Genomic DNA, 24,061 nt, shown 5'->3' on the forward strand with positions numbered 1-24,061 from the left:
GGGGGAGTACATCTCGGCGAGCCGGGTGACCACCCCGCCGCTCGTCGAGATCCCGATCAGCGCCTGCGGGTTCTCGCGCAGCCAACCGGTGAACTCGGGCTCCTTGATCGGGCAGGTTCCGCCCCCGGTCATGGTGCCGACGCAGCGCCCCTCCCCGTCGGCGTCCTCCCAGGTGGCGAAGGCCGGCTCGGCGCGCACCGGGATGCTGAGCCGCAGATGGCTCTCGACGATCGCGGTCTCCTGCTCGCACTTCTCGTCGTCGGACTTGAGCTTGAACAGGGTGCAGTAGTCGGGACCGGACAGATAGAGCACTGGTTCGACCACGGCGGCGTCCGCGGCCGAGTCGTACGAGTAGAGCTTGGCCGCCGACGTGACCGGCCCCTTGCCGAGCAGGTCGGCGAACTTCGGCGGCCGGCCCACCGTCGGTGACCGCAGCTCGGCGTCGGCGAACGCCGCCGACGACGAGCCGTCGTTGGCGTCGTTCAACGCACCGAACTGGACCCGGCCGGCCGCCAGCTGCGGGTCGGTGAGCGGCATGGTGAGCGCGGTCGTGCCGTCGACGGTCAGGTAGGCGGTGTCGCCCCGCACGGCGACTCCGGCCCGGTGCGTGCGTCCCGGCCGGAACGCGGCCGAGGCGGCTTTCCGCTCGCCCTTGACCTCGCCGTCGTCGTTCAGCCCGAGCCGGACGTCGGCCCGGCAGAACGACGCCTGGTAGCCGCTGGTGTCGACGACCCGGAACCAGATCATCGCGCAGGCGCCCTGGTCGAGCACGGTGGCGTCGACCTCGATCGTCTGCTCGCCGCCGAACGTCTCGGTCGGCCCGGTGCACTCGTAGACGCCGGACAGGTTGGTCGTCGCGACCATCCGGTTGTTCTTGAAGGAGCACCAGCCGGCGGCGTCCTCGTCCACCGGTGTCGGTTTCCACTGACCGGGGCGGTCGAGCCGGTCGATGAGCGTCGGCCGCTGAACCCCGGTCGCGGCGGCCACCGCCGGGGGCCTACCGGCGGTGCCGCTCGCGGCGGCCGCCGGCCCGCTCGAGGCGCCGTCCCGGAAACTGGCCGGGTCCGCCCGCAGGGTCGCCAGCATGTGCATGCCGAGCAGGCCACCGCCGACCAGTACGATCGCGGCCACCGCGGCGGCGACCAGGACCCGGCCGGGCCGGCGCCGGCCGGGCCGGGCATCGGTGCGCACCCGCTCGGCCGGCAGAGCCGCCACCGCGGACGCCGCGGCCTGCAGTTCGGGACGCCGGGCCAGTTCTCCGCTCGGCCCCGACGCCACCAGCCGGTCGAGCAGTTCGTGGGCGGTCGGGCGGTCCGCCGGCTCCTTCGCGAGGGCGCTCGCGACCAGCTCGCGCAACGGGCCGTCGAGGCCGGTCAGGTCGGGTGGCTGGGTGAGGATGCGGCCGGCGGTGGCGGCCGGCGAGTCACCGCGGAACGGGGTCCGGCCGGTGGCGGCGAAGGCGACCAGCACGCCCCAGGCGAAGACGTCGGCGGGCGGCCCGGAGTCCCGGTCGTCGAAGCGTTCCGGGGCCATGTAGCCGACCGTGCCCACCATCTGGTCGGTACGGGTGTGCCGGCTGGTCGCCTCGAGGGCACGGGCGATGCCGAAGTCGATCACCTTCGGGGTGCCGAGCGAGAAGAGGACGTTCTGCGGCTTGAGGTCGCGGTGGATCACTCCGGCGCCGTGGATGGCGGCGAGCGCGGTGGCCACCCCGACCGCGACGCTGTGCAGGGTGCCGCCGGACAGCGGGCCCTCCTGCTTGATCACCTCGTGCAGGCTGGGACCATCGACATATTCGACCACCAGGTAGGGCGTGGCGTGGTCGGGGTCGGCGTCCAGCACCGCCGCCGTGCAGAAGCCGGGAACCTCGCGAGCCCGGTTGACCTCACTGCGGAACCGGCCGCGGAACTCGGTGTCCCACGCGTACTCGGGCCGGATGACCTTGACCGCGACGAGTCGCCCACCGGGCCGGCGTCCCAGGTAGACGGCGCCCATGCCGCCTTCGCCGAGCCGGCCGAGCAACTCGTAGTCGCCGAGCCGGCGCGGATCGTTCGGCAGGAGGGCACGCGTCACGCGCAGCACGATACCGCTCGATCGATTCCAGCTCCGGGCCGCTAAGCCCGCCGGAACAACCAACCGGCCAGGCCGAGCGCGGCGACGGCGATCGCGACCCGCAGCGGCCGCTCCGGCAGCCGCCGCACCAGGATCGGCCCGACCCCGCTGCCGAGCAGGCAGCCGGCCGCCATCAGACCGGCCGCCACCCAGTTCACCGGTGCGACCACGGCGTAGATCACCGCCGCCGACAGGTTGGCGGCCCCGAGCGCGATGCTCTTGACGGCGTTGGTGACGGGAAGCGGCTCGGTCGCGGCCACCGACAGGATCGCGAGCATGAGTACGCCGGCGGCCGCCCCGAAGTAGCCCCCGTACACCCCGACGAGAAACACCGCCCCGCCCAGCACCGGCGCCGGCATCCTCCGGTGCCCGGCCCACTCCCGCAGCCGGTCCCGCAGCAGGAGCAGCACCGCACCGAGCGCCACCAGCACCGGCACGATCCGCTCGAACGCCGCCGAGGGGGTGACCAGCAGCAGGACCGAGCCGCCCAGCCCGCCGCCCGCGGCCACCGCCGCCAACCGCGCCAGCCGCCGCCCGTGGCCACGCAGCTCCGGCCGGGTCGACGCGGCGGTGCCCACGGTGTTGGACAGCAGAGCCACGGTGTTGGTGACGTTGGCGGCGATCGGCGAGATGCCCACCGCCAGCAGGGCCGGATAGGTGGCCAGCGAGGCGAGCCCGGCCATCGACCCGGTGAGCCCGCCGCCGACCCCGCCGAGCATCAGCACTGCTGCATCGCCCGGCCGCATCCGGCCACCGTACTGCCCCGGGCCGCCGCCGCACCGTGCGCCCGGCCGGCCTGCCGGCGTCGGGGTGCCTAGCCCGCCGCTCGGGCTCGGGCCGCCACGGTGAAGCGTTTCCCGGGGTTGGGGCCGGGCGTCGCGGTGATCCGCAGCGGGCGGGCCGGGGCGGTCAGATCCAGGTGGCGCAGCAGCATCGCGGTGGTGGCGACGGCAAGCACCTCGGTCATGCCCGCGCCCAGGCAGGTGTGACTGCCGACGGAGAACGGGGCGTACACCGACGCGCGCCGGCCCGCCGCGAAATCGCGGTCTATGTCGAACCGCTCCGGGTCGGCGAAGTGCTCGGGCAGCTGGTGCGGGACCGACGTGGCGACGAGCACCCGCCGGCCCCGCTCGATGCGAAATCCTTCGAAATCGAAGTCCGCCAGCACGGTACGGGCGGAGCCGGGCGCCGGTGGGTACACGCGCAGCGTCTCCAGCACGAGGCCGTGCAACGCCGGCAGGTCGCGCAGGCCGGTGAACGAGCCGTCCCAGGAGTCGGCCTCGGCCCGCACGCGTACTCGCACGTCGGCGTGCTGGGTCAGGGCGTACACCAGGAAGCTGTACAGGTAGGCGACGGTGTTGATGCCGGCGAAGTAGCCCTGGAGCGCCATCCCCGCGCGTACGTCGAGGGGGTAGATCTCGCCGTTCTCGTCCGTCGCCGCCAAGGCCCGGTCGAGCAGGTCGGGCGGCCCGGCCGTGGGATGGTCGGCCCGGTCCTGCAGGGCGGCCCTGGCGAAGGCGAGGATGTCGGCGCGAGCCCGGCGGTAGGCCGGCCACTGCAGCGTCGCGGCCGGCCACTTGCCGGCGATGGTCACGTCGAGGACCAGCTCGAACGCGGACCGCAGCTGTTCGAAACGGGCGGCCGAGCTCGCGCCGGTGAAGGCGATCGTCAGCTGGGCGGCGGCCAGGCGCTGGCAGCGGTCGACCACCGGCAGCGCCGACTGCCCCGCCCACTCCCCCAGCAGGCGGTCGGTCTCGGCGGTCACCCGCGCCCAGCGGGCCGCCAGCAGATCGCGGGAGAGGCCGGAGGCCAGCACTTTGCGCAGGTGGCGGTGGGGTCGGCCACGCAGGACGTGCACCCGCATGCCGAACTCGCGGTCGAGGCCGCCGAAGCTCTCCTCGCTGGAGAACACCTCGTCGCCGTGCTCGAGCAGGAAACGGTTGGCGCGCTCCCCGGCCATGATGACGAAGGCCTGGTTGAGAGCCCGCACCCGATAGACCGGGCCCATCTGCCGGTAGGTGTCGACCAGGAACTGCTGGACGTCGCCCATCATCCGCAGGGCGTTGCCGAGCACGGGCAGTCCGGGCGCTGCGGGAGGCGGGGTCACCGATCCATTCTGGACCGCCCGCCCCGGCGCGGCCATCGGTCTGTCGATCGGCGGCCCGAACGGACGGACCTATCGGCCCCTCAGTGCCGGGAGCAGCTGCCGATCATGAAAGCGTGATGACCGTTCTGCGCTCCCTGAGCATCCGGGTCAGCCTGCTGCTGTCCGCCGGGATCGCGCTCGCCGTGGCGCCGCCGTCGGCAACGCGTTCCGCTACTGAGCGGTTGCCGCGTCAAGCAACCGGGTTGATGATGGCCTTCAATGCCCGACGAAGGGTTGGGAGGCCGCAGTGTCCCTGCTCACCGCGCTCGACCGGAAGAACACCATCGCCCCGGCGGGCTACAGCCGCTGGCTGATCCCGCCGGCCGCGCTGGCCGTGCACCTGTGCATCGGTCAGGTCTACGCGACAAGCGTCTACAAGAACTCGTTCATCAAGCACTTCGACGCCAGCCAGACCTCGGTCGGCATCATCTTCAGCATCGCGATCGTCATGCTCGGCCTGTCCGCGGCGATCGGTGGCACCTGGGTCGAGGCCAACGGCCCGCGCAAGGCGATGTTCGTCTCCGCCTGCTTCTGGGCGGCCGGCTTCCTGATCGGCGCGCTCGGCATCGGCACGAAACAGTTGTGGCTGGTCTACCTCGGTTACGGCGTGATCGGCGGGATCGGGCTCGGCATCGGTTACATCTCCCCGGTGTCGACGCTCATCAAATGGTTCCCCGACCGGCCCGGCCTCGCCACCGGACTGGCGATCATGGGCTTCGGCGGCGGCGCGCTCATCGCGAGCCCCGCTTCGCGGCAACTTCTCTCGGCGTACGACCCGGGTTACGACCCCGGCGTGGCCACCTCGGTCGCCGACGGGCGGGCCCTGGTCATGCTGTTCGTGACCCTCGGTATCGCGTACTTCCTGATCATGATGTTCGGGGTGGCCAACATCCGGGTGCCGGCACCGGGGTGGCGCCCGGACGGCTGGGAACCGTCGAGCACGGCGGCGAAACCCCTGGTCACGACCGCTCAGGTGACGGCCGCGAACGCCATCCGTACCCGAAGCTTCTGGTTGTTGTGGATCGTGCTCTTCTGCAACGTGACGGCCGGCATCGGCATCCTCGAACAGGCCAGCCCGATGATCCAGGACTTCTTCCGCGAATCGGGCGGCGTCTCCGGTGTCAGCGTCGCGGCGGCGGGCGGCTTCGTCGGGGTGCTGTCACTGTTCAACATGGCCGGCCGGTTCGCCTGGTCGTCCACTTCCGACCTGATCGGCCGCAAACCGATATACCTGGTCTACCTGGGCGTCGGCATGGTTCTCTACCTGCTGCTCGCCACTGTCGGTGACGCGGCGACCGTACTCTTCGTGCTCCTGGCCGGGGTGATCCTGTCGTTCTACGGCGGCGGCTTCGCGACGGTGCCGGCCTACCTGCGCGACCTGTTCGGGACCTACCAGGTCGGCGCCATCCACGGCCGGCTGCTGACCGCCTGGTCGGCGGCGGGGGTGGCGGGGCCGCTCATCATCAACGGCTTCCTCGACGCCGAGGGCAAACCGGGCACACTGACGTCGTCGGCCTATCAGCCCGCCCTGTTCACCATGGTCGGGGTGCTCGCCGTCGGCTTCGTCGCCAACCTGCTGATCCGCCCGGTCCCCGATCGCTACCACGAGCCGCCCGCCACCGAGGCCGCACTCAAGGAGGCCGCCGCGTGAACACCCAGTCGATCCGTCTGCTCGTCTCGTGGCTGCTGGTCGCCGTCCTGCTCGGCTACGGCATCGTCCAGACCCTGATCACCGCCGCCAAACTTGTCGAGTAGTTCACAACCAGGTCAGGGCGCCGAAGCCGGCCGGAACGCGGTCGCGGGCGTCCGGCCGCCGCGCCGGGCCCCGGCCGATGACGTCGACGCCGGCCGGGGTCACCAGGGAACGCTCGAACGAGAGCACGACGAGGTCGCCGTCGTCGCTGACATGCTCGACCTTCCACCGGCTCGACAGGACCTTGAGCACACCCCGCCCGCGCCACGTGAACACCCCGGACCGCTCGTCGAGCCGGTCGACCCCGGCGATCCGCCGGGTCGCACCCTGCCTCGTCCGGTAGGTGACCACGTCGCTCAGCCGCAGCGGCTCGCCGGGCAGCGTCTCGTAAGTGAAGGTCGGGTCGAGACGCCGCCCGGACAGCCACATCGGAAACGTGGTGGCGAGCACCCGCCATCGACCGGGCAGCGTCTGCCGCAGCTTCACGCCACGAACCGGGTGCGGCGCCGGGCCACCAGGAAACCGACGAAGCCGAGCCCCACCAGCAGGACCCCGGCGCCGGCGAGGACGGCACTCTTCGAGCCGGTCAGCGCCAGGCCGCCGCCTTCCCCTCGGCCATCTTCGCCCTGGCCCTGTTGGCCTTCGCCCGGTTGGCCTTCGCCCTGTTGGTCGGGCCGGGCCGCGCTCGTGGTGGCCGGGGCACTCGTCGCGGTCGGGCTGGTCGTCGGGCTCACGAGTCGCAGGTAGGCCAGCCCGATCGCCCGTCCCGGTGTCGCGGACAGCTTCTCCACCGGCTCCAGGCTCAGCGTCGTGCCCGTGCCCCGCACCGGCGCCGCGCCGCCCCGATCGCTCGCCTTGGCCAGGCCCTCGATCCCGCCCCGGTCGGCGCCGTACTCCGGCCCGTACCACTGCGTGATCACCGAGCCGACCCGATCGGCGGTCGCGTCGGGCGTGGCCGCCACCTCGAAACCGGCCAGCCGGTAGAAGCCGTGCACGTCGATAGTCTGCTCCACCCGGCACCACGCACCGTCGAGATTGGAGTCGACGTAATACCAGCAGTTACCGAAGGTGCGCGGCAGATCAAGATCATTGAGCACATGCACCTGTACGACGGCACCCTTGACCGGGGCGATCCCGTTGCCCGACACCCCGAGCGTGACCGGCGCCGTCCCGCCGGCCCGGATGGGCACCGTCACGACCTTGCCGTCGGCGCCCACCAGGTCGGCCGGAATCGGCCGCGGCTCCACGGTCTCGGCCAGGGCCGCACCGGGCAGGGCGAGAACGCCCGCGACCAGCGCGACCCCGATCGCGCCCAGATATTTCCGCATGTCGAATTCCCCCGTGTCGATGAACAGCGGGTCATCCTACAGGTCTCGCACCGACCGACGACCGGTGAAGCCGGGCGTTGCCCAACTCCTGGGTCATGTGCTTGGCGAAGTCGTATCGGGTCGCCGGGTCGAAGGTCGGGTCGACCACGAGCACCGTGCTGGCGGTGTGGCGGTTCCACGGGCCGGTGTAGCGCTCATTGATCCTCGGCCGGCTGGCGCAGGCCACCTCGCCGAACGTCGGGTGGGCGCGCTCGAACCACCGGGCGATCGCCGGGTAGGCACCCGATCAGGGTGGACGGTGCGCTGCCGCCGCCGAGGTCGGACACGTCGGCCGGGCCCTGGCGGAGCCGGTCGCGCAGGGCGTCGAACTTCGGCCGGGCATTGCCGCTGAACGCACACCTCGCGCCGGCCTTGTCGCACTCGGGGTCGACGTTGCCGTCGATGACCAGGGCCCGGACGTTCTCCGGGAACAGGTTGGCGTAGGTGGCGCCGACCATGGTCCCGTACGAGAATCCGATGTAATTGATCTCGCGGTCGCCGACCGCCTTTCGCAGTTGATCCAGGTCTTTCGCCACGGTGAGCGTGCTCATGTGCTCGAGCACCGGACCGGCGTCGCGCACGCAGCCGGCCCCGATGCCGCGCGGGTCGAAGCCGACGATGTCGAAGCGGGCCCGCACCTCGGGCGGGACGAACTGGTCGGCGGCGGTGACCAGGCCGCGCCCGGCGCCACCCGGGCCGCCGGGGTTGACGAAGATGGTGCCGATCCGGCGGGCGGGGTCGTCGGCCGGGCGGCGGCCGGGCGCGATCGTGGTGGTGGCACCGCTCGGTCTGTCGTAGTCGAGCGGCACGTCGGCGGCCGCGCAGTCGAATCCGGTCAGGTCTTCCTCGGTGCGGCGGACCACCGCACGCCGGCCGCGGCGGCGGCGTCTGCGGGGACCGGCGCGGCGGTCACGGCGAGGGCGGCGGCGGCCGGGACGGCGAGCAGTTTGCGGAGCATTCTCCGGGCACGTCCTTCCGGTGGGAAGTGAGGACCAGCCGTCAGCCTGGTACGTATCGAAGTTGATCTTGATCCCGCCGATTCTTGTCGGAGGGGTGCGGCATCATTCGCCCATCAGTCGAACGGGGAGGATGCATGGCCGAGGTGATCGTGCGCGACGAGACAATGGCCGGTCGCGCCATCGACGAGTGGGTGCTGCCGGATCTGCCCGACCGGATCACCGCGCGTGAGCTGGTGCGCCTGCGGGTGCGCGAGGAGGTGGCGCGCCGCGACGCCGGTCCGGCGCGCCGTGACACGTTCCGCGGGTTGGTGCGCCCGGCCGACGGGTCCCGCTCCCGGCTCGACTGGGTGACCCAGGCCGAGATCGCCTGCGCCGGGTTCGCGAGCAACGCGTTCGTGATGATCGCCGGCGACCGCCAGGTGGCGGATCTCGACGAGGTCATCGACCTCGAGCGGGCGCACGCCGTGTCGTTCCTCCGGCTGACCCCGCTGGTCGGTGGCTGATGGACACCGACCAGTTGAAAGCGGCCGCCCAGGCGCTGGCCGACCGGATCATCGCGGGCGAGCCCGGCCGGGTGCTGGCCGGCGAACCGCCGCTGGTGCGCCGCCTCGCCCTGCTCTACGTCCACCGGTTCATCTACACGGAGGACTCCTCGCTGTTCGGTTACTTCGGGGCGGCCCTCACGGTCGCCGAGGACCTCGAGACCCCGTGGGCTCCCGACGACCTGCGGTGGTCGCTCGATCTGCTGCTGAAAGACCAGCCCGAACGCACCCTCACCGACGCGCTGTTCTGGGTGCCGGCACTGATCGCGACCCAGCTCGACCGGCCCTGCCCGGCGGGTCAGGAGGACCGGTTGCGGGCCGCGTTCGACGCCCTCAACCGCAACCCGATGATCTCCCCCAGCCGGCTGCAGCGGCTCGCCCGGCTCTACGGTGCGGCGCTCGGCCGCCTCGACGGAGGTGTGCCCGGTGACCTGATGATGGCCTTGACCCAGGCCCGCACGGACGGCGCCGCCCTGCTGCCGATGCTGGCCGAGCCCGAGGTCCAGGAGATCTGCCGGTACGCCGCCGACCTGGCCAAGGTCGTGCCGACCAGGACGTGGCTGCGCGCGGCCGACGAGAGACTGGCCGCCTCCCCGCGCGCCAAGGAGGCCGTGACTCGCCTGCTCACTCTCTATCGAGGTGGCGCCTACCCCGTGCCCGACCATGTGGACGCTCTGCTGCGCGGACTGGTCTGGTTGCAGTCCCGCGACCCGGCCGCCGAGAGCACAGCACTGCTCAGTGACGTCGCGACCGTGGTCGGCTCGCCCGCCCGGCGCGGCGGCGCCATGGTGGTCGCCGCCAAAGCCGCGGCCGCCGTCGTCGAGGTGCTGGCCACCCGCCCCGGCGACGCACCGGTGCGCGCGCTGGTGCGTCTGAGCCTGACCGTCCGCAGCAAGTCGCTGCTCCCCCGCGTCCGCGGCGCCGTCGAGCGGATCGGCCGCGAACGGGGCTGGCAGCCCGGCGAGGCCGCCGAACTCGCCGTCGACGACCACGGCCTCGACCCCGCCGGACGACGCATCTGGCCGCTGAGCAACCTCCCACCCGGCAGCCTCCCAGCCGGCAGTCCTCCGCCCGGCAACCTCCCACCCGGCGGCCTCCCACCCGGCGGCCTTCCGCCCGGCGATCTCCCAGCCGGCAGCCTCCCACCCGGCCGCCTTCCGCCCGGCGGGGATGACGGGCGTGGTGGTGCCGAGGGGGTCGTCGAGGTTGTCGGTGGCAAGGCTCGGCTGCGGGCCGTCCGCGCCGGCGTGCCGCTCAAGGTAGTGCCGACGGCCTGGAAGGGCGCCCTGGCCGAGGCCCGCGCGCAGGTCACCGGGATCAACAAGACGCTGGCCGTGGAGCGGCTGCGGATCGAGGGTCTGTTCTCCCAGGAGCGGATCTGGCAGTGGGACATCTGGCAGCGGCGATACCTCGAGCACCCGCTCACCGGGGCCACCGCCCGGCAGCTGATCTGGCAGGCGTCGCCGGACGGTTCGCGGTGGTGCTCCGGCCGGCCCGAACCGGCCGGCGACGGCTGGACGCTCTCCGGGCTGCCGGAGAAACCGGGCGCGGGCTGGCAGGTGCGGCTGTGGCATCCCGCACTCGCCGGCACCGCCGAGGTCGCCCGCTGGCGTGACCGGCTCGCCGCCGCCGAGCACAGTCAGCCGGTCAAGCAGGCGTTCCGGGAGGTCTACCCGCTGACCCCGGCCGAGGAGGAGACGCGGGTCTACTCCAACCGGTTCGCCGGGCACATCCTGCACTACCGGCAGACGAACGCCCTGATGCGCGAGCGCGGCTGGGCCGCCGACTACCTGGGCCAGTGGGACGGCGGCTACCACGGCGAGGCCAAGAAGGAGTTCGGCGGCGGCGAGTGGCAGGCGGTGTTCTTCCACGACTGGGTCGAGTCGAGCACCTGGGCGCAGCCGTTCTGCGCGACCGACCAGGTGCGCTTCGGCCGGCGCGACGGCCGGGCCTGGGCCATCACGCCGTTGGCCGAGGTGCCGCCGCTGGTGTTCAGCGAGGCGATGCGTGACGTCGACCTGTTCGTCGGCGTCACCTCGATCGCCGCCGACGACAACTGGCGCGACCGCGGCGAACACCGCGACTACTGGCGGAGCGCGGCGTTCGGCGCCCTGACCCCGCGCGGCGAGACCCGGCGCGACGCCCTCGCCCGGCTGCTGCCCCGCCTGGCCCTCGGCCGGTGCTCCGAGCTGCGGGAACGATTCCTGCGCGTCGAGGGCAAGCTCGGCGCCTACCGCATCCACCTCGGGTCGGCCAACATCCTGATGGAGCCGGACGACGCCTATCTCTGCATCGTCCCCGACCGCGGCCGGGCCGGGAAGCTCAGCCTTCCCTTCGACGACGACCCGGTGCTCTCCGTGATCCTGGCCAAAGCGATCCTGCTGGCCGCCGACGACAAGATCACCGACGAGACCATCACCCGCCAGCTGCACCGGAACCGGCTATGACAGGTTCCGGGCCACCGTTGCCGGCACGCTTCCGCCGGGCCCGCGCCCAGACCCGGGCCCGCGTCCCCACCCGGGCCCACGCCCACACCCGGGCCCGAGTCCGCGTCGGCGCCCGCGTCGGCGTCGGCCTCCGCGGGCCGCGGTCATCGGCCGGCCGGGGCGGAGTGGCTTCGGGCGGAGTGGCTTCGGGCCGCGCGGCGGCGGGCGGCCCACAGCGGTGCCAGGGCCGCCGCCAGCGCGGTCAGCACGGCGGCGAGCACCGCGGGCGCCAGCCAGCCCGGTTCGCCCCGGTCCGGCTCGGCGGTGATCGTGGCGGTGAGCCAGTTGCTGATGTTGTCGACCCGGGCGCTGTTGTCGCCGCCCGCGTGCGGGCAGCTCGGCCCGGAACTCACCACGGCGACCAGCACCGGCGGCTTGCCCCTGGGCTGGCGGAAGTACGGCCCGCCGGAGTCGTGCAGGCAGGGGCTGGTGTCGGTGTGCGGGGCCCGGCCGGCGGTCTCGATCAGGGAATCGCCGACCAGCCCGACCGTGAACTGGCCGGTCTGCAGCCGGGTCGCGTGGCTCGCCTCGTCGTCGGTAAGCAGGCCGAAGCCGGCCAGCCGCACCACCTCGCCGGGCGTCGGTGCCTCGATGCCGATCTGCAGCGGGGTGATGTCGGTGATCGCGGTGTCGAGCTCGGCGAGGGCGACGTCGGTGCGGTCCGACTGCTTGACGTCCACGACCTCGACCTCGTGGCCACCCGGGCCGGCCACCCGGGTGCGGCCGACGGTGGCGGTGGTGCGCTCGGCGACGGTCCGGCTGACCCGCTTGCCCGACCGGTCGCGGAAACAGTGCCCGGCGGTGATGACCCAGCGCGGTGCGACCAGTGCGCCGGAGCACGAGCTGTCCCGGGTGCCGTCACCGTCGGTCGGCAACCCGGTCATGGTGAGAAGAACCGCGAACGGATACGCTCCGTCACGCGCGTCCTGACCGTTCGCGATCGCCTCCGCCGGCCGGCCGGCCAGGGCCGTGATGCCGACGGTCACGAGCACGATCACCAGACACCTGTGCAGGACCCTGAACAAGGAACCCCTCCCGTAGGTCACGTTGCGGGGCCCCATGATCCGGTTGCGGGTGTCAGACCGCTGTTAGCGGCGTCCTTATGAATTCTTTATCCGCGTTGTGCCAGGGTGACGGCGTGCGGGTGCTGGTCGCTGAGGACGAGAAGCTGATGGCTGACACGATCGCCGAGGGGCTGCGCCGGCTTTCCATGGCCGTCGACGTGGTCTACGACGGTGACAGTGCCCTCGAACGGCTGGGTGTGAACCGTTACGACGTCGCGGTGCTCGACCGGGACATGCCCGGCCGGACCGGCGACGAGGTGTGCCGGTGGATGGCCTCGTCGGGGCTGACCACGAGGGTCCTGCTGCTGACCGCCGCGGCCGGCATCCGGGACCGGGTCGAGGGTCTGGGCCTGGGCGCCGACGACTACCTGACCAAGCCGTTCGCGTTCGCCGAGCTGGTGGCCCGGCTCCAGGCGCTGTCCCGGCGGTCCGCCCCGGCCCTGCCGCCCGTGCTGGAACAGGACGGCATCGTCCTCGACGTCACCCGGCACACCGCCGCGCGCGACGGCCGGGTGCTGTCTCTGTCGCCCAAGGAGTTCGCCGTGCTGCACGTGCTGCTGCGGGCCGGCGGCCGGGTGGTCAGCGCCGAGGAACTGCTCGAACAGGCGTGGGACGAGCACACCGACCCGTTCACCAACGCGGTCCGGATGACCGTCATGACGTTGCGCAAGAAGCTCGACGACCCGCCGGTCATCCACACCCTGCCGCGCACCGGATACCGGCTCGGCGCATGAGGCCCGCCCACCGGATCCTGCTGCTCTGCGCGGGCCTGCTGGCCGCCGCCCAGTTCGTGCGCCCGACGGCCGGCCTGCTGCTGGACATCTTCCGCGAGTTCGGGCCGTCCCTGTGCGGCCTCGACCCGTCGTTCGTCTGCGGGCGACCAAGCCTGGTGATGACTCTCGCCGTGCTCCCGCCGATGCTGCTCCTTCTCGGCGCGGCCTGGGCGGCGGTGAACTGGTGCGTGCGCCCGATCCGCGACCTGGCACCGCTGATCGCGAACGTCGGCCCGCAGAACCTCGGCCACCGCCTGCGCCCCGGTGCCGGCCGGGACGAGATGTCGGTGCTGGGCCGGGCCATCGACGACATGATGGACCGCATCGCGATCGGTTACGAGGCGCAGCGCCGGTTCGCCGCGGACGCGTCCCACGAGTTGCGCACGCCCCTGGCCGTACAGCGCATGCTGATCGAGGTGAGCATGGCCCGCGAGCTCACCGAGGAACAGTTGACGCTGCTCACCGCGCAGTTGCTGGAAACCAACGAACGTAACGAACGCCTCATCGAGGGCCTGCTGGTGCTCGCCGAGAGCGACCGGGGCCTGCTCGCTCGCGTGCCGATCCGGCTCGACCGGATCGTCGCCACCACCATCGAGAAACACCGGGCCGCCGCCGACGACAAGGGCGTGACGATCACCAGCCACCTCGAGCCGCGCATCGTCGTCGGCGAGCAGGTTCTGCTGGAACGCCTGGTCACCAACCTCGTCCAAAATGCCATAAAATATAACAGAGCTGACGGTACGGTCGAGATCGCCGTCGCCGAGGACCCGGCCCTCACCGTGGCGAACACCGGGGACGACGTCCCGCCGGACGAGGTGGCAGCCCTCTTCGAACCGTTCCGCCGCCGCACCGCCGCCCGCATCGACCACGGCGGCGGGGCCGGCCTGGGACTGGCGATCGCCCGCTCCATAACCCGCGCCCACGACGGCATCATCGCCGCGTCCTCCACCGGCCACGACGGCTTGCGCGTCCAGGTGTCCTTCCCCGCCGCGCCGCCCCACACCCTCGCGCCGACCTCCCCACCCCCGTAAACCGCCGGCCCAGCCCTCGCGCTCCGGTCCCGTCCGACCGGGCAGCCCAGCCCCAACCCGCGGCCCAGCCCCAAGCCGTGCCTCAGCCTCAACCCGCAGCCCAGCCCCCGAGCGCGGCCCAGCCCCGGGCCGCGGCTCGGCTTCAAGCCCGGACCGGACCTGCGGCCGGCTGGGACGGCAGGTCGGGGCGCGAGGCCGCCGGCCGCGTCGTTCGGGTCTGCTGGGCGGCGCGGAGTTCGCTTATTTCGGGACCGGCGTGAAGCGGGCCTGGACGGGCACTTTCGTCGAACCGCTCAGCACGGCGAAGTTGACTGCCAGGTGGACGGTCGTGTCGTCGGGGGCGCGCTCGATCGGGAGGTCGTAGGTCCATCCGGGTCCGGCTTCGACCTCGGCCGGGCCGGTGACCGGGCCGGTCCAGTCGCCGGCCGGCTCGTAGTAGCCCCGCCACGCGGTGACCCGCACCGCGACCGTGCCGAGGTCGAGACGAAGCGGGTCGGTGCCGCGGTGGACCAAGCGCGCGGTGGTCGGCGACGCGACGTCCACCGCGACCGCGGCCCGGGGGAAGTCGGTGAGCCGCTCGATCAACTGCCGCGATGCCTCAGCGAGCCGAGCCCACGCACCGGCGCCGTCGACGCCGCCGTCGAGGGAATCGGCGTCGGCCGGGGCAGAGGCGGGGGTGGGGGCAGGGGCAGAGGCGGGGGTGAGGCCGGCTATCGAGACGGGGCCGGTGGCGGGTAGCTCCAGCACCTCCTCGGCGGCGCCGGGGCGGGGAACGGGGTGTGGTGGGGAGGTGGGGGTGACGGCTTCGATCAGGGCCTGGAGGGCGGTCAGCTCGGGGGCGGGGAGCTTGCCGGTGAACCAGCCGACGCCGGCGGGGCTCACGCTGCGCCAGCCGGTCAGGGTGCCGTCGGCGGACAGTTCGACGCTTTCGGCGACGGCGGGGGTCTGCCGGCCGTCGGCGATCACGAGTCGCAGGATCATCGGCGTTTCGCCTCCCAGGTGCCGCCCAGTGCCCGGCCGAGGATAGCCATGAACTCTCCCAGGTGGCGCGGCTGGGCGCCGTGGTCGTGGGGGTCGGACACCCGGCTCTGGTCGCCCATGACGGAGCCGCTGGAGTAGCTGAGCACCTGGATCGTCTCGTAGCGGTCGGTGTCGTCGGGCAGGGCGGCGTTGAGGTCGAAGAGCAGGTCGCCGGTGAGCGTGACGGCCGGCTTGCCGGGCACCGAGGGTGGGCCGACGACTCCGGGGACGGCCGGCACGGTGGTGGTCGCGAGTGTGGCGTATTCCTGCACGATCCGCTGGGCGAACGCACCCGGTCTCACTCCGGCGGTGACGGTGGCGGCGAGGGCGCCGGCCGAGCTGCGGGCCACCATGGCGGTCTGCAACTGGGTGGCGATCGTGGCGGGGGTGGGCGCGGTGGCCGGGGCGGGGGCGCCGGCCGGGCCGGTGGTGTCACCGACCGGCGGTTCGTGGCCGGTGACGCGTACGTAATCGCCGGGGTGCAGTTGATATTCGTCCTGCAGGCCGATCAGGTGACCGAACTCGTGCGGGATGGTGTTCTTCGCGTCGGGGTCGGCGAGGTACCACTCGCCGGCGTTCGCCCGGCCGGAGCCGGTCAGCACCTTCACCTGGTTGGCGTCGCCACCGCCGCCGCTGGTCATCTGGAAGTCGATGGGCAGCGAGTTGCCGGAGGCGGCGTCCACCCCTTGGTATTGGTTCCAGGTCGCCGGCACATAGCCGAACCACGCCCCGGGCGGCGGCGGTCCGACGAAAGTGACCTTGGCGGTGACCAGCATCCGGGTCTTCTGGATCTCCCACGAGTAGTGCGAGCCCTCGGCGCCGACCATGCTGTAGGTCGCGCCGCCGACGACCTCCGTCCACTGCCTGTCGACCGCGCCGGTCAGGGAGCCGGGTGACGCCACGTCGAGGGCGTCCCAGGTGGCCTTGTCGGCGGTGCCGGTGGCGGGCAGCGGCGGCACCCGCCCGGTCTGGAAGGCGCGCAGCGCGGCCAGCGTCTTCGGGCCGAACGCGCCGTCGTCCTTGAGTGCCGGTGACGCCCCGGCGGTGTTCAGCTTCTGCTGCAACTCGTGGACGGCCGGCCCGCCGGTCAGCCCGCCGACGCCGGTGAAGGGGTGCAACGAGGTGCCGGCCACTTGCGTACCCAAGGAATTCGCCGTGCCGCTCGTGGTGTTCTGCTCGACCTGCGTGCCGCCGGCGCCTTCGGGCGCCAGGAAACCACCCTTTACCCCGGAATCCAGGGCGGTCCACATCGCGGCGTCGACGGTTGCGGTCGGGAAGCGGTGCAGGGCGGCGATCTCGTACGCGATGACCGCGCCGAGCATCGGTCCGTCGAAGATCGCGTTGATGATCAGCCGGGGGCTGGCCCCGACGGCGTTGAGTTTCTGTTGCGCGAACCCCACGTCGGTGCCGGTGGCGCCGCTGGCGAGGACCACCCGCACGGGTGCCGGCAGGGCGGCGAAGGCGGCGTCGATCTGCGCCTTGGTGACCGGGTCGGCGACCCCGGTGACCGGCACGATCCCGGCGCCGGTCTGGAAGTTGCGGACGGCGGCCTCGGTCAGCGGGCCGTACTTCCCGTCCTCGGTGAGCGGCGCCGCCGAGGCTTGCAGCCGGCTGAGCTCGACCTGGAGATCCTGCACGGAATCCCCGTGCGCTCCCGACGTGACGCCACCGCCGGGTGCCGGCGGCGCTCCCCCACCCGGCGCCGGCGGCTGCCCGACGAACCGCGCCACCTGCGCGTTCCCGGCGAACTGCCCGAGCTCGCCGAGCGCGGCCCCGGCCGGTGCCCCCGGCAGCATCCGGGCCATCGCGGCGTTGCCCGCGGCCAGCAGGATCCGCGGGTCGGGGCCGAGCGTGTTGACGTCGGGCGTGTCCTGCGGCTTCAGGACCCGCTGAGCAGCGATGTCGGACACGGCACGACCCCCGGGCGGTTGGGCGACACGTCGAGCTTCGACCGCCGGGCCGTGCCGGCCAAGGGCGTTCGGGCGGTCTTTCGCGCAGTCCGGTCCGGCGCGCACCGTTCGAGGGGGGTACAGCTGGTACCTCTCAACGCGGACGCCGTACCCATAGCGTCGTTCTCATGAACGAGGAACTGGTGCTCAACAACGGTGTCGTGATGCCCGCGCTCGGCTTCGGGGTGTTTCAGAGTCCGCCCGAGGAGACCGCGGCGGCCGTCGCGGAGGCGTTGCGGGTCGGCTATCGGCACGTCGACACGGCCGCCGCCTACGGCAACGAACGGCAGGTCGGCGAGGCGATCCGGGGTACGGATGTGTTCGTCGAGACCAAGATCTGGGTCAGCGACTACGGGTTCGACGAGACGCTGCACGCCTTCGACAAGGCCACCCGCAAGCTCGGCGTCGACCGCATCGACCTGCTGATCCTGCACCAGCCGGCGCCCGACCGGTTCGAGCGCACGATCGCGGCCTACCGGGCGCTGGAGAAGCTCCTCGCCGACGGCGGGGTGCGGGCGATCGGGGTCAGCAACTTCATGCGCCACCATCTGACGGAGCTGCTGGCGCGCGCCGACGTGGTGCCGGCGGTCAACCAGATCGAGCTGCACCCGTACTTCAGTCAGCCGGATGTGCAGAAGGCCGACGCCGAGCACGGCATCCTGACCCAGGCCTGGTCGCCGATCGGCGGGATCACCTTCTATCCGGGCTGGGGCGAACAGCGGCGCAGCGTCCTGCAGGACCCGGTGATCGGCGAGATCGCGGGTGCGCACGGCCGGACGCCGGCTCAGGTGATGCTGCGCTGGCAGTTGCAGCACGGCCGGTCGGCCATCCCGAAGTCGACGAACCCGGGCCGGATCGCGGAGAACTTCGACGTCTTCGGCTTCGAGCTCAGCGACGAGGAGATGGGCCGGATCGACGCCCTGGACCGGGGCGTCCGCAACGGGCCCGACCCGGAGGAGCCGCGCGACATCTTCGACCGGGTCATCCCCGAGGACTGAGCGGCGCGGCCGGCTCGGCGGGCACACGCGCGGCGCAGCGGTGGACGGGGACCGGCGAGGGGCGTACCTTAACCGGTTCAGGCATTGAATTTTATCGATCTTAGGGGTCGTCATGCGCCGAGCTGTTGCCGCCACCGCGACCGTTGCCGTCGCGGCCGGTGCCGTTCTCGTCAGCGCGATCGCCGCCCAGGCCGCCGCCGGCTGCCGGGTCAGCTACGCGGTGACCAGCCAGTGGCAGGGCGGGTTCGGGGCGACCGTCGACGTCACCAACCTCGGCGACGCCCTCAGCGGCTGGCGACTGACCTGGTCGTTCCCGGCCGGGCAGAAGGTCACCGCGCTGTGGAACGGGACGGTGAGCCAGTCCGGCACCCAGGTCACGGTCGGCAACGCGACCTGGAACGGCACGGTCGCGAGCGGCGGCAAGGCCTCGGTCGGCTTCAACGGCACGTGGACCGGCGCGAACCCGGCGCCGACCGACTTCGCGCTCAACGGCGTCGCCTGCGACGGGGGCACCGGTCCGACCCCGACCCCGACGACCAGCCCGACCGGCGGGCCGACGCCCACGCCCACCCCGACACCGAGCCTGTCGCCCACGCCGACGCCGACGCCCACCGGTGGGCCGGTGAAGGTCCTGGGCCAGGTGAGCACCGTCGGGCGGGTGCGGGACAACGGCACCTCGGTCCAGTTCACCTGGCCGGGCACCTACTTCGAAGGGCGCTTCCGCGGCACCGGCGTCGGCCTGGTCCTCAACGACTCCACCAACGACTACGTCGTGCAGGTCGACGGCGCGACGGTGGCCACCCTGGTGACGCCGGGGCGGACCACCTACTGGGTCCGTGGCCTGGCGAGCGGCGACCACACCGTACGCCTCGCGAAGCGCACCGAGAGCCCCTACGGCGCGGGTGAGTTCGGCGGGCTGGTGGCGGACAGCGGCGGGACGATCCTCGCGAAACCGGCGCTGCGCAGCCGGCAGATGGAGTTCATCGGCGACTCGTGGACGGCCGGCTACGGCGACATGTCGACGACGCGTGACTGCAACAGCAACGGCGGCGTCACCCGCAACACCAACGCCGACGTCGCGTTCGGGGCGCTCACCGCCAAGGGCTTCAACGCCGACTACCAGATCAACGCCTGGTCCGGCATGGGCATGGTGCGGAACTACAACGGCCAGGGCACCGACAATTTCCGTACGTACTACGACACCGACCTGCAGGCCGCCTACTCGAGTCAGGCGTGGCCGGTGCCGAGCACGTGGCGGCCCCAGGTGGTGGTCATCGGGCTCGGCATCAACGACTTCTCCACCGCGCTCAACGCCGGCGAGAAGTGGACCACGATCGACCAGCTGGCCGCCGACTACCGCACCGCCTACAACGGATTCCTCGACAAGCTGCGGGCGCGCTACGGGAGTTCGACCTACATCGTGCTGACCTACCCCGACCTGTCCTACCAGACGACCGCGTTCGCCGATTCCGTCCGGCGGATCGTGACCGACCGCAAGGACGCCCGGATCTCCGCGCTCTACTACGACAACAACGCCCTCGGCATGGACCTGCTGGGCTGCGACTGGCACCCGTCGCGGCACGACCACCAGATCCTCGCCGACGCGTTGACGCAGCACCTGAGGACACTGCCACTGGCCTGGTAGGACTACCATCCCTGACACTCGGTCGAGGTGGGGGACATCGATGACGGTGCAGGTGAAGTCCGACCATTTGCGGGTGGCGGCCCGCAAGCTGCGGGAGGAAGCCGCCGAAAGCCTGCGCCGGGCGGCGGAGCAGCTGGCGGTGCCGGAGAAGCAGTACGGCGTGGCGGCGGCCTTCGACCACTACACGACGGCCGCCGCCTACCGGGCGTACGCCACCGCGATGGAGGAGGAGTTCCGCCTGCTCGAACAGGCGTGCCGGCAACTGGCCGACGCCCTCGAGCAGACCGCCGGCGACTACGACCGGGCCGACAAGGCCTCGGCGCATCGGGTCGGTGGGGTGCGGTGAACGAGGAGAACATCGGCAAGCTCAAGCACGAGCAGGGCAACATCCACGCCGCGACCGGGGTCTGGGGCACCGACGAGCTGGCCGGCGGATGCGCCGCGGCGGCCGCGATCCCCGGTTTCGCCGGTGACTCGGGCACCGTCCACGACATCGCCGGCAACATCGGCAGGACGCACGAGATCGCGACCAAGGCGTGGGAGAGCATCCGGGCGGTCGGCTACGACGGTGGCGGCATCGGGGCGAGCTGGGTGGGTGACGCCCACGTGGCGGCGCAGGACGCGGTGCGGGCCCTGATGACCGACATCGACAGCCTGACCGACGCGATGCGAACGATGCCCGGCCGCCTCCGTGACTACGCGTCGGCGCTGGAGCAGCACACGCCCGCCGACAACGGCGCCGTCGACGAGCTGACCGACGTCGCCGAGCAGGCCTCGAGGATGACCGCCCTGGGTTTCCTCCCCGACTTCGCCGACTACGACGGTCAGAAGATGGCGGAGCTGCAATTCCGTGGAGCGCAGGCGGTCGACGCCCGGGTGACGGCCCACGAGCAGATCCGGGACCGGGGGCGCGACCTCGCCTCGGTGCTGCGCGACAACGCCGGCCTGGCCCGCGGCCGGCGGTTGCGGGACTCGCCGATGAGCGCCCTCGACGAGATCGTGGTGGCCGAGGCCGGCAACAATCCGCTGTTCCAGGGCAACGGCGTCCTCACCCTCGCCCAGGAGGAGCGGGCCGCCGCGGCGATGAGCGGGCTCGGCGACGCCGACCGGCAGCGGATGATGGGGCTGCTGGGTTCGTCGCAGTCACCGGAGCAGCGGGCCTACCTGATGAAGATGCTCGCCGCGGGCTACTCGGTCGACGACGTGGCGAAGTTCAACGGCATGATCGCGGCGCACGGCGCCGACCCGCGCTGGCTGGCCGAGCACCTGACCCCGTTCACCATGGATTCCGACAGGCGCACCGGCGCCGACGGCAAGCAGTGGAACACCTTCGACGGGGCCCAGTGGACCCAGGGTCAGTACCCGACGTGCGTGGCCTCGTCGACCGTGGCCGCGCGCGCCGCCGTCGACCCGCTCTACGCCCTGCAGCTGACCACCGGCGGCCACCCGGGTGATCCGGCCCTCGACAACCCCGACGCGTTCGCCCAGCGCCTGCGGGAGCAGCAGGAACAGGTCTACGACGACGGTCGCGGCTGGACCCAGAAGCTCCCGGTCATCGGGTCGGACGGCATGTCCAACGACCAGTCGGAGACGATCGCCGACGAGCAGATCGCCCCGCGCACCGGCGCGTCCTATCGGAACGTCGACATGGGCGGTTCGGACGCCCGCTACGACCGACTGCCGCAGATCGAGCAGGCGGTCGACGAGGGCTACCCGGTTCCGGTCTCGACCCGCGGCGACGAGGGCGGCCACCAGATGATGATCGTCGGCCACCAGGGCGACCAACTCCAGATCTACAACCCGTGGGGCTACACCTACTGGGTGAGCGAGGACGCGTTCATGGCCGGTGACATCAGCAACGGCACCGAGGGCCTGCCCGGCAAGCCGATGTCGGTGCGCCTTCCCACGGAGGTGAAGTGATGCGGTTCCGCACCGACGAGCAGGCCCTGCAGGACGACGTGGCCGCGCTGCTGGCGGCCGGCGACTTCACCGACTCGCTGGTGCCGGCCGCGCTGCAGGCCGACCGGCTCGGCGTCGACCCGCGCTCGCTGGCGTTCCTGGCCGAGGTCGTGCGCCGGGGCGGCCTGGACTACGCGGCCCGGCTGCCCGAACCGCTGCCGACGCCGGAGCAGACCGCCCTGGTGCGCCCGTGGCTGGCGATCGGGGCCGGCAGCGACCGCCTGGCCCGCTGGCTCGACGCGGTGGCCGCCGTGCTCGAGGCGCGCCACCTCAGCGGACGGTGACGTTCCAGGTCACGGTGCGTTTCCTGGCCTGCGTGGCGGGGTTGTCGCAGCCCTGGAAACAATAGGACAGCGTCACCGACGTGCTGCCGGCCTTCGACGCGTCGTACGTGAAGAACTTGGTGCCCTCGCCCCCGCCCAGCAGCGGGTCGCGCACCCGGTCGAGCAGGCCGTCGTGGCGTGTTCGCTCGGCCGGCGTGCCGAGCAGCCCGGCCGCGTCGCCCGCCGCGGTCCACGAGTCGCCGACCGATCCGCCGCTGGTCGGCACGGCCAGCGAGAACCGGTCGCCGGCGTCGACCGGGACGCTCAGTTGCGACTCGGCGAAGACCGCGCCGTAGACCTGGTGCCGGTAGACCGCGACGCCGGCCCAGGCCAGGCCGGCCAGCACGACGACGGCCACGACGGCCCGGACAATGACGCGCGCGAATCCAGCCACGACCGGCAACGATAGCGATCAGGCTCGAGACCGCGGTATGGCAGGGTTGGTCGGGTGTCGAGCGCAGAGCTTTCGGTGACGGTGACGGACGAGGTCGGCCTGCTGGAGATGACCAGGCCGCCGGCCAACCACATCGACGAGTCGCTGCTGGGCCGGCTCGTCGACGCCGCCGTGGAACTCGACGGCAAGTGCCGAGTGCTCGTGCTCGCCTCGACGGGCCGCCACTTCTGCGCGGGCGCCGACCTCGGCGAGGGCGATTTCGTGCGGGACCGGGCCGCCGCGGCGGCCGGGCTCTACCGGCACGGGAAAAGGCTTTTCGGCGTACGGACCCCGATCGTCGCCGCCGTGCAGGGCAGTGCCGTCGGGGGCGGGCTCGGGCTGGCCTGCGCCGCCGATTTCCGGGTCGCCGAGGCGTCGACCCGGTTCGTGGCGAACTTCGCGCGGCTCGGCTTCCACCAGGGCTTCGGGCTCAGCGTCACGCTGCCCGAGCTGGTCGGCCGCCAGTTCGCGACGGACATGCTGCTGACCGCCCGGCGGGTCGGCGGCGAGGAGGCGGTCCGAGTCGGGCTGGCCGACCGCCTCGCCGCGCCGGGCCGGGTGCGCGACACCGCCTTGGAACTGGCCGGGCAGATCGCCGCGTCGGCACCGCTGGCCGTACGTTCCATCCGTGGCACGCTGCGCGGTGACCTGGTCGAACGGGTCGGGGCGGCCCTCGACCACGAGCTCGCCGAGCAGCGGGTGCTGTGGGCGACCCGGGACAGCGCCGAGGGGATCGAAGCCAGCCTCGAGCGCCGGACCCCGGCCTTTCTCGGCGAATAGCGATGGCCGTCGGATCGCCGACGCCGCCCGGCCGCGGGTCCGGCCTACTATGGCGCCGAGGTGGACCGATGGAGAGAAGCTTTCTGCCGTCGAGGGACGGCTTCGCCTTCGCCAACAGGTGGCCGCGTCAGCCCGCGGTGTCCCTTTCGACGCCCTTCGGGCCGGTCGGGGTGGGTAACGCCGCCGGCGGGCTGTGCGGCGGAATGGTATTCGCGGCACTCGACTACTGGCACGCGGAAATCGCCACGCCCGCCGATCAACCGGGCGCGGATCATCCGCTCTACCGGTTCTTCGTCCATCGACTTGTCGATTCCTGGCATTTTCCGGCGGGCCTCGTCCAGTACTACCGATGGATGAACCTGCCGGACGCCGACGTCGGTTTCTCGGTGCGCGGCCGCCGTGTCCTGGTCGCGCGCGGCCTCCGCCGGCGCACCGTCGAGGTGCAGTGGGCACGGATCGCCAAGGACCTCGACCGCTCGGTGCCGGTGCCGCTGGGCGTGGTGACGGCGGCCTCGCGGGATCCGCGTGACCTGGCGCTCAACCACCAGGTGCTGGCGGTCGGTTACACCCGCGAGGCCGACCGGGTCATGGTGCGGGTGTACGACCCCAACCGGGGCCGGCGCGACGACACGTTCATCGCGTTCGACACCGGCACCCCCGGCCACGCGCGGACCTTCGACCACAACCTGGGCCTCGGCGACCGCCCGGTCCGGGGCTTCTTCCGCGCCGGGTACCGACCGCGCCGGATCCCCACCTGAGCGGGCCGCCGCTCCCGGCGTCC

The 24,061-nt window shown here is 72.4% G+C and carries 25 protein-coding genes; 13 read left to right on the forward strand and 12 right to left on the reverse strand.

What is annotated here, in order from left to right:
- From Afe05nite_RS10590 to Afe05nite_RS10600, 3 genes are all read right to left on the reverse strand, one after another.
- On the reverse strand, positions 1 to 2,073 hold a 2,073-nt coding region (locus Afe05nite_RS10590), incomplete at its 3' end, for a serine/threonine-protein kinase (RefSeq protein WP_203816839.1).
- A gap of 41 nt (positions 2,074 to 2,114) precedes the next feature.
- Positions 2,115 to 2,858 carry a sulfite exporter TauE/SafE family protein gene (locus Afe05nite_RS10595; RefSeq protein ID WP_203816840.1) on the reverse strand — a complete coding sequence of 248 codons (744 nt, stop codon included), beginning with the start codon at positions 2,856 to 2,858 and terminating at the stop codon, positions 2,115 to 2,117.
- A 68-nt stretch (positions 2,859 to 2,926) separates the two neighbouring features.
- Positions 2,927 to 4,219 (reverse strand): cytochrome P450, encoded by a 1,293-nt coding sequence (locus Afe05nite_RS10600; RefSeq protein ID WP_203816841.1) that lies wholly within the window; start codon positions 4,217 to 4,219, stop codon positions 2,927 to 2,929.
- A gap of 292 nt (positions 4,220 to 4,511) precedes the next feature.
- Between Afe05nite_RS10600 and Afe05nite_RS10605 the strand changes: the two genes are divergently transcribed.
- Both Afe05nite_RS10605 and Afe05nite_RS45065 read left to right on the forward strand, forming a co-directional pair.
- A complete protein-coding gene (locus Afe05nite_RS10605; RefSeq protein ID WP_203816871.1) occupies positions 4,512 to 5,909 on the forward strand; it encodes an OFA family MFS transporter in 1,398 nt (465 codons plus the stop codon).
- Positions 5,906 to 6,013 carry an MFS transporter small subunit gene (locus tag Afe05nite_RS45065; protein ID WP_438867919.1) on the forward strand — a complete coding sequence of 36 codons (108 nt, stop codon included), beginning with the start codon at positions 5,906 to 5,908 and terminating at the stop codon, positions 6,011 to 6,013. The genes Afe05nite_RS10605 and Afe05nite_RS45065 overlap by 4 nt, the downstream gene beginning before the upstream one ends.
- Before the next feature lies 1 nt (position 6,014).
- On the opposite strand, the gene Afe05nite_RS10610 is transcribed toward Afe05nite_RS45065, so the two are convergent.
- From Afe05nite_RS10610 to Afe05nite_RS44500, 5 genes are read right to left on the reverse strand one after another with little or no spacing between them, the layout of a single operon-like run.
- Positions 6,015 to 6,437 (reverse strand): hypothetical protein, encoded by a 423-nt coding sequence (locus Afe05nite_RS10610; RefSeq protein ID WP_203816842.1) that lies wholly within the window; start codon positions 6,435 to 6,437, stop codon positions 6,015 to 6,017.
- Positions 6,434 to 7,279 (reverse strand): hypothetical protein, encoded by an 846-nt coding sequence (locus tag Afe05nite_RS10615; RefSeq protein ID WP_203816843.1) that lies wholly within the window; start codon positions 7,277 to 7,279, stop codon positions 6,434 to 6,436. The genes Afe05nite_RS10610 and Afe05nite_RS10615 overlap by 4 nt, the downstream gene beginning before the upstream one ends.
- Before the next feature lie 31 nt (positions 7,280 to 7,310).
- Positions 7,311 to 7,505: an alpha/beta hydrolase gene (locus tag Afe05nite_RS44915; protein ID WP_203816844.1), complete on the reverse strand. Its 195-nt coding sequence runs from the start codon at positions 7,503 to 7,505 to the stop codon at positions 7,311 to 7,313.
- Positions 7,474 to 8,181, reverse strand: a complete 708-nt coding sequence (locus tag Afe05nite_RS10625) for an alpha/beta fold hydrolase (protein WP_203816845.1) — start codon at positions 8,179 to 8,181, stop codon at positions 7,474 to 7,476. Before Afe05nite_RS10625 ends, Afe05nite_RS44915 begins: the two co-directional genes overlap by 32 nt.
- Positions 8,154 to 8,276, reverse strand: coding sequence for a hypothetical protein (locus Afe05nite_RS44500; protein ID WP_275407461.1), 123 nt, complete (start codon positions 8,274 to 8,276; stop codon positions 8,154 to 8,156). The genes Afe05nite_RS10625 and Afe05nite_RS44500 overlap by 28 nt, the downstream gene beginning before the upstream one ends.
- Positions 8,277 to 8,411: 135 nt before the next feature.
- Here Afe05nite_RS44500 and Afe05nite_RS10630 point away from each other — a divergent pair, with 135 nt between their 5' ends.
- Complete coding sequence (locus tag Afe05nite_RS10630; protein WP_203816846.1) at positions 8,412 to 8,780, forward strand: hypothetical protein; 369 nt, start codon at positions 8,412 to 8,414, stop codon at positions 8,778 to 8,780.
- Positions 8,780 to 11,266, forward strand: coding sequence for a DUF4132 domain-containing protein (locus Afe05nite_RS10635; RefSeq protein WP_203816847.1), 2,487 nt, complete (start codon positions 8,780 to 8,782; stop codon positions 11,264 to 11,266). Before Afe05nite_RS10630 ends, Afe05nite_RS10635 begins: the two co-directional genes overlap by 1 nt.
- 143 nt (positions 11,267 to 11,409) lie before the next feature.
- On the opposite strand, the gene Afe05nite_RS10640 is transcribed toward Afe05nite_RS10635, so the two are convergent.
- Positions 11,410 to 12,303: a S1 family peptidase gene (locus Afe05nite_RS10640; protein WP_239117714.1), complete on the reverse strand. Its 894-nt coding sequence runs from the start codon at positions 12,301 to 12,303 to the stop codon at positions 11,410 to 11,412.
- 140 nt (positions 12,304 to 12,443) lie between these two features.
- Here Afe05nite_RS10640 and Afe05nite_RS10645 point away from each other — a divergent pair, with 140 nt between their 5' ends.
- On the forward strand, positions 12,444 to 13,103 hold the full coding sequence (locus Afe05nite_RS10645) for a response regulator transcription factor (RefSeq protein WP_203816849.1): 660 nt from the start codon (positions 12,444 to 12,446) through the stop codon (positions 13,101 to 13,103).
- A complete protein-coding gene (locus tag Afe05nite_RS10650; RefSeq protein WP_203816850.1) occupies positions 13,100 to 14,173 on the forward strand; it encodes a sensor histidine kinase in 1,074 nt (357 codons plus the stop codon). Before Afe05nite_RS10645 ends, Afe05nite_RS10650 begins: the two co-directional genes overlap by 4 nt.
- Before the next feature lie 240 nt (positions 14,174 to 14,413).
- Here the strand turns inward: Afe05nite_RS10650 and Afe05nite_RS10655 are convergent, their stop codons facing one another.
- Positions 14,414 to 15,154, reverse strand: coding sequence for a hypothetical protein (locus tag Afe05nite_RS10655; protein WP_203816851.1), 741 nt, complete (start codon positions 15,152 to 15,154; stop codon positions 14,414 to 14,416).
- Complete coding sequence (locus Afe05nite_RS10660; RefSeq protein WP_203816852.1) at positions 15,151 to 17,103, reverse strand: peptidoglycan-binding domain-containing protein; 1,953 nt, start codon at positions 17,101 to 17,103, stop codon at positions 15,151 to 15,153. Before Afe05nite_RS10660 ends, Afe05nite_RS10655 begins: the two co-directional genes overlap by 4 nt.
- Positions 17,104 to 17,270: 167 nt before the next feature.
- Here Afe05nite_RS10660 and Afe05nite_RS10665 point away from each other — a divergent pair, with 167 nt between their 5' ends.
- From Afe05nite_RS10665 to Afe05nite_RS10685, 5 genes are all read left to right on the forward strand, one after another.
- Positions 17,271 to 18,140: an aldo/keto reductase gene (locus Afe05nite_RS10665; protein WP_203816853.1), complete on the forward strand. Its 870-nt coding sequence runs from the start codon at positions 17,271 to 17,273 to the stop codon at positions 18,138 to 18,140.
- 112 nt (positions 18,141 to 18,252) lie between these two features.
- Positions 18,253 to 19,785 carry a cellulose binding domain-containing protein gene (locus Afe05nite_RS10670; RefSeq protein ID WP_203816854.1) on the forward strand — a complete coding sequence of 511 codons (1,533 nt, stop codon included), beginning with the start codon at positions 18,253 to 18,255 and terminating at the stop codon, positions 19,783 to 19,785.
- Positions 19,786 to 19,825: 40 nt separating this feature from the next.
- Positions 19,826 to 20,131 carry a type VII secretion target gene (locus tag Afe05nite_RS10675; RefSeq protein ID WP_203816855.1) on the forward strand — a complete coding sequence of 102 codons (306 nt, stop codon included), beginning with the start codon at positions 19,826 to 19,828 and terminating at the stop codon, positions 20,129 to 20,131.
- Entirely contained in the window at positions 20,128 to 21,705 is a 1,578-nt protein-coding gene (locus Afe05nite_RS10680) for a cysteine peptidase family C39 domain-containing protein (protein WP_203816856.1), read from the forward strand. Before Afe05nite_RS10675 ends, Afe05nite_RS10680 begins: the two co-directional genes overlap by 4 nt.
- A complete protein-coding gene (locus Afe05nite_RS10685) occupies positions 21,705 to 22,028 on the forward strand; it encodes a hypothetical protein (protein ID WP_203816857.1) in 324 nt (107 codons plus the stop codon). The genes Afe05nite_RS10680 and Afe05nite_RS10685 overlap by 1 nt, the downstream gene beginning before the upstream one ends.
- Here the strand turns inward: Afe05nite_RS10685 and Afe05nite_RS10690 are convergent.
- Positions 22,015 to 22,461: a hypothetical protein gene (locus tag Afe05nite_RS10690; protein WP_203816858.1), complete on the reverse strand. Its 447-nt coding sequence runs from the start codon at positions 22,459 to 22,461 to the stop codon at positions 22,015 to 22,017. The genes Afe05nite_RS10685 and Afe05nite_RS10690 overlap by 14 nt on opposite strands.
- A 54-nt stretch (positions 22,462 to 22,515) precedes the next feature.
- Between Afe05nite_RS10690 and Afe05nite_RS10695 the strand changes: the two genes are divergently transcribed.
- Positions 22,516 to 23,280 (forward strand): enoyl-CoA hydratase/isomerase family protein, encoded by a 765-nt coding sequence (locus tag Afe05nite_RS10695; protein WP_239117715.1) that lies wholly within the window; start codon positions 22,516 to 22,518, stop codon positions 23,278 to 23,280.
- Between the two features lie 68 nt (positions 23,281 to 23,348).
- Complete coding sequence (locus Afe05nite_RS10700) at positions 23,349 to 24,038, forward strand: hypothetical protein (protein WP_203816859.1); 690 nt, start codon at positions 23,349 to 23,351, stop codon at positions 24,036 to 24,038.
- Positions 24,039 to 24,061 lie beyond the last annotated feature (23 nt).

The organism is Paractinoplanes ferrugineus (assembly GCF_016862195.1).
GTDB lineage: Bacteria > Actinomycetota > Actinomycetes > Mycobacteriales > Micromonosporaceae > Actinoplanes > Actinoplanes ferrugineus.